The organism is Enterococcus sp. HMSC072F02, assembly GCF_001837725.1.
GTDB lineage: Bacteria > Bacillota > Bacilli > Lactobacillales > Enterococcaceae > Enterococcus_B > Enterococcus_B lactis.
In genome coordinates this window covers 1-4,660 of sequence record NZ_KV833909.1, presented here as the reverse complement: position 1 = coordinate 4,660, position 4,660 = coordinate 1, and the positions used below count along the sequence as shown (strand labels likewise).

Here is a 4,660-nt window from a genome sequence, read left to right as displayed (position 1 = left end):
GATAGTAGATTTAAAACTTTGCAACAGAACCAACGACAGAATACCAAATTTCAGAGATTAACAACTTACTGGAGAAAAAGCAAAAAGAACTCATCAAGCTGGCTAATAAGGGTCAAGATTATGAACATCTAGCAGATGAGATTGATGAGCTGAGAGACAAGCGACAGCTCCTTTTAGTAGAAGATGCCTCCCTCAGTGGCGAGAACGAGCGAATCAATGAGCTGATTGAATTTATCCGCAAGAACAAATTCCGTACCTTAGAGTACGATGATAAGCTTGTAAGGAAGATAATCCAGAGCGTTACAGTCTATGAAGAACACTTCGTCATATCCTTCAAATCTGGCATCGAAATGGAAATATGAAAACCAGAAGTAAATAGCCCATGACTCTACAGTAGAGTCGTGGGTTTTCTTTTGCTTGCTGATTATAATAATATTTTAATAACTATCGTTATTATAAACCAAATGATTTATAATATTCTTAGCGTAAACTTGGAGGTGCTGTATGACTACGGCAGAAATGATTAAAGAACTGTGTGAGCAAATGAATATAAGTGTTTCCGAACTTGCTAGACGTATTGGACAGACTCCACAGAATTTCAATAAGAAATTACAACGAGAAACGGTAACCTTAGATGAGTTGAAAGCGATTGCTGATGTGCTAGGTGTCAAGTTTGTGCAGGCTTTTATATTGCCTGATGGCAATGAAATAAAGATAGGTAATTAGGAAGTGTAATTTGTATTGAAAATCATAACAATAAATGATGTTTAGTATGCTGTATTTGCTGCTAATGAAGGTACTTCCAAACCACAACCTCATATCATAGAAACGAAATCTGGTACTATTCCAGAAGAAAAACAACTGAGTTTATTAAAAGAATATCTTAAGCGGAATGATATTTCCCCAATAAAAGGAGCAACAACATATTGGTGCATTGACAAGGTTCTTAAGCTTGATTCAAGTAAAGAAAAAACTATAAGTGAAACAATCCATAAACAAAAATACTTATCTTTAACTGAAGAAAATATTGAGAAACAGCATAAGTTTGTAGGTGCAAGCTCTAATTATGGGAAAGAAGGTCTAATAATACATGATGTTTTGAATGCATTTCCTCTTAATAATGATTTAAATACTATTGCGATGAAGATTGCGGTAATTGATGTAACAAATTCAACACATCTTTCTCAATATAAGAGCAGGTTGTCTTTATATGATTTGGCTAAAGTAATTCTGGAGATTCCAAATTTTGATGATCGGTTGGCAAAAGGAGATCCTCAGTTGATAAATATTATCGCAAGGAACATTGGTGCAGTTAATATGTTCTCATTTGCATCCAAGTACTGTACATATCATAATGTGGAAGTGTGTGGGAGAGATGATTACTCCATCTTTGATGGTATCGTTAAAAATACTCTTCCACACTATATCCAAGGACTAACTACGAATAAGATTGATACGTGGCGAAGAAGTTTTGATTACGAGGCATTTAACGAATGTGTTGGAAAACTACTTGATGAAAATAATATACATATTCCTTTTAGAAGAAGAAAGTTAGATCACTTCTTGTGGTATGCGAATAGGTAGAATATAAGAAAAAGGCATCGTAAAAGTGATTCTGGATAAAATTAATGGGGGAGGAAATAATAGTGGGATTATTTGATTTTCTAAAGAAAAAACAAGGAAAGGTTAGTAAACACGTTGATTATCAACTGGATTCTAGTCTATTTCGTACTGGTAAAGTTTTTGCTGAAAAATTGGAAGTGGACATATCAAATGTAGATGAGTTTCGTAAAACTTTTATCGCTTTTGATGTGGAAACAACTGGCCTAAATTCTTCTTCAGATAGAATTGTAGAGATTGGTGCGGTGCTATTTAAAGAAGGAGTTCCGATTCAATCATTCGGAACTCTTGTCAATCCAAAAGTTAGAATTGCAGCCTCAGCTTCGGCAATAAATAATATAACTAATGAAATGCTAAACTCTGCTCCAATTGAGCAGGAAGTTTACCCCCAGTTGGTAGAATTTTTAGGAGATGCACTAGATGGAAAAATCACTATGTGTGCACACAATGCAAGTTTCGATTTTGGATTTTTAAGTAACACATTTTCTAGACTTGGGTATGATGCTAAAATTAAGTATGTTGATACTCTGAGTCTCTCTAGAAAACATATAAAAGGCATTGTAAATCATAAGCAAGAGACTGTAGCGGAATATTTCGGATTAATAAATGACACTGCCCATAGAGCGGAATCAGATGCAGATATATGCGGAAAGATTTTTTGGGGTGTTTTAGATATTATTGAGGAGTCGTTGGAAGAACAAAAAAAGCAAATAGAAAAGATGACTCCAGACATAAAAGAACTTGAAGTTTGTGCTTTTATTCAAGATATTATTGAGAAAAAAGGATGCGACACCAGTTGGATCAGGTATCGAAAAAACAGTAATAATTATGTCGATGTAACTTGTCTATATACATTCTTAAAGTTTAAGTTTGCTAAGAAGGGAAATTACATCATTATTAGAAAAGATGCTACAAATGGAATTGATTTACCTATAGAACCTTGTACTGTAAGTGAAGGCGGTACAACAAATGTGCGAGTCTATTTTCGTAGCCCCTTTGACTTAACGCCTCTTTCAAATTATATTTTCAGTGCTTATAGCGATTGTTATAATTCTATGAATGAATATATGAGTGTTAGTAATTACACTAAGAAAGAAGCAGAGCAAAGCCTTAGTATGCTGAAATCTATTTCAAAATCAGCGATGAAAGAGTTATTATTCGATGCAAAAAATCGTGGATATGATGAGACTGAAGTTAACCTAAATATTGAAAAAGTGATATCTAGAGAAGATGTAATTATTAACGGGTTGCATAATCGAGTTTCATTAAACAAGATACGAAATATAGGGAATTGGGAGAAAGGATTTGATGCAGGTTATCCATATTGGGAACGTGGAGAAACTGCTAGGAAAAATGGCAAAGTAGATGAAGCTATTGCACTTTTTGATAAAGCTCGATATAACGGCTATGATGCTCCTGCGCTATATGATTCTTATGCTAAAGCTTATCGAAAAATTAAGGATTACGATAATGAAATTCTCATTCTTGATGAAGGAATTATGCGTAAAACACGGCACGATGTTGGTACTTTAGAGGCTCGTAGGGATAAGGCAATTAAGCTATTATTTGCTAAACAAGAGGCAGAGCGGATAGCTAAGGAAAAATCTGATTTTCTAAAAGCGAACAAAAAAGAGGATGCGATTAGTGAGCCTAGCAAGAGGCGTGGAAGACAGATTATTCAAATGACTGATGATGGAACAATAATAAAAGAATTCGATACTATAGCTTCTGCTGTAAAAGAAGTTGGCGTTAACTCAAAAAGTATTAGGGATGCTGCAAATGGAGTTCAAAAACATGCTGGAGGATACTGCTGGAAATACAAAGATTAGCAGATAATCTAAGATAACCTAGGATCTTCTTAATAGATATTTATCGCTAATTGCTTTGGCAATACAATATCTTGTTTAAGGATAATGCTTGTATCATCGAGCTTTGAACTTTACCAGATGGTGATGAGATAAAGAGCGGTAATGAGGTCGAGTAACGTTATAAATTAAAATTTGTAGTGATGATCATCTGAAGATGCATTACGAAATTGATCAAAAGAATTGGAGTGTCAGTATGGATTTAAAAGATTTTTACTTCCAAAACATACAAAAGGATGAATATCATTATCGTTTTTACGATTCGATTGAGAACGTAAATAATGTATACAATATATTTAGTGGTTATACGGAAGTAGAGGATTATGAATTTGAGGTGTATGATGCAGAGGAAGCAATAACAAAGTTTAGGGAATTATGCCAACCGGATGTAGATTTTTCTGGTAATGAAAATAAATGTTGGTTTTATCTTATATCGTATTATTTATACAAAGTAGGATATGTTATAAAAGAATTTCCTAGATTGTTGGCACGACCACCTGTTGCACCTAGTGACTTTACTTATGGAGAAATTAGGAACAAAATTATTGCAAAGGGAGATGATGATAACGGGATTGTTCGATATGCTGTTAGAAGAACATTTGTCGCAAGGTTGACATTTGAACAGAAATCAACCTATGTTGATATAGATGATTCAATCAATCAAAAGTTTATTGAGATATCAAACCGACAAGCATCGTTCAATAATATGAGCACAGATGAAAAACTTGCAGAGATAGCAAATTTAATAGAAAGTTTATTAAAGAAGAACGGTAAGTTCCTTACACCAGATTACTCTACGATTTGTTTTGATTATATTTCTAACGATGTAGTAACAAGCTATAGAAAGAAAATGCATTGTTTTAGGCATGCCACAGATGATGCAATATCGGAAAGAAAAAACTATTCGGAAGAACAAAAAAGCTTCTTTGTTGATTACGGCTTGACCATTGTTAAAGTGATACATTCTTTGCTGGAATAGAAACTGAGTAGACAATTTTTTTGGAACAAACATGATTCCAACTTGTCGGAGGTATTTTTTTAATCGGATAAAGGAACTGATATCTTCCCGCATACGCAAGTCCACAGTGGATATGTTTCCGAGAACAGACATACTCAAATGACATCAATTCTGTCCTCTCTAGCCACCGAACTGTGAAGTATCTTAACAATTTAAT

The 4,660-nt window shown here is 34.0% G+C and carries 4 protein-coding genes and 1 pseudogene; all 5 read left to right on the top strand.

All coding sequences use genetic code 11. From position 1 onward, the window contains the following. Positions 1–32: 32 nt before the first annotated feature. Positions 33–362 (top strand): annotated as a pseudogene (locus HMPREF2731_RS14055) (recombinase family protein); the annotation flags it as partial. A gap of 142 nt (positions 363–504) precedes the next feature. After that, positions 505–726: a helix-turn-helix domain-containing protein gene (locus tag HMPREF2731_RS02500; RefSeq protein ID WP_002331328.1), complete on the top strand. Its 222-nt coding sequence runs from the start codon at positions 505–507 to the stop codon at positions 724–726. A 372-nt stretch (positions 727–1,098) separates the two neighbouring features. Further along, entirely contained in the window at positions 1,099–1,584 is a 486-nt protein-coding gene (locus tag HMPREF2731_RS15215) for a hypothetical protein (protein ID WP_227326759.1), read from the top strand. 62 nt (positions 1,585–1,646) lie between these two features. Beyond that, entirely contained in the window at positions 1,647–3,449 is a 1,803-nt protein-coding gene (locus HMPREF2731_RS02490) for an exonuclease domain-containing protein (RefSeq protein WP_024636260.1), read from the top strand. Between the two features lie 232 nt (positions 3,450–3,681). Continuing rightward, positions 3,682–4,464 (top strand): hypothetical protein, encoded by a 783-nt coding sequence (locus HMPREF2731_RS02485; RefSeq protein WP_002331326.1) that lies wholly within the window; start codon positions 3,682–3,684, stop codon positions 4,462–4,464. Positions 4,465–4,660: the final 196 nt, after the last annotated feature.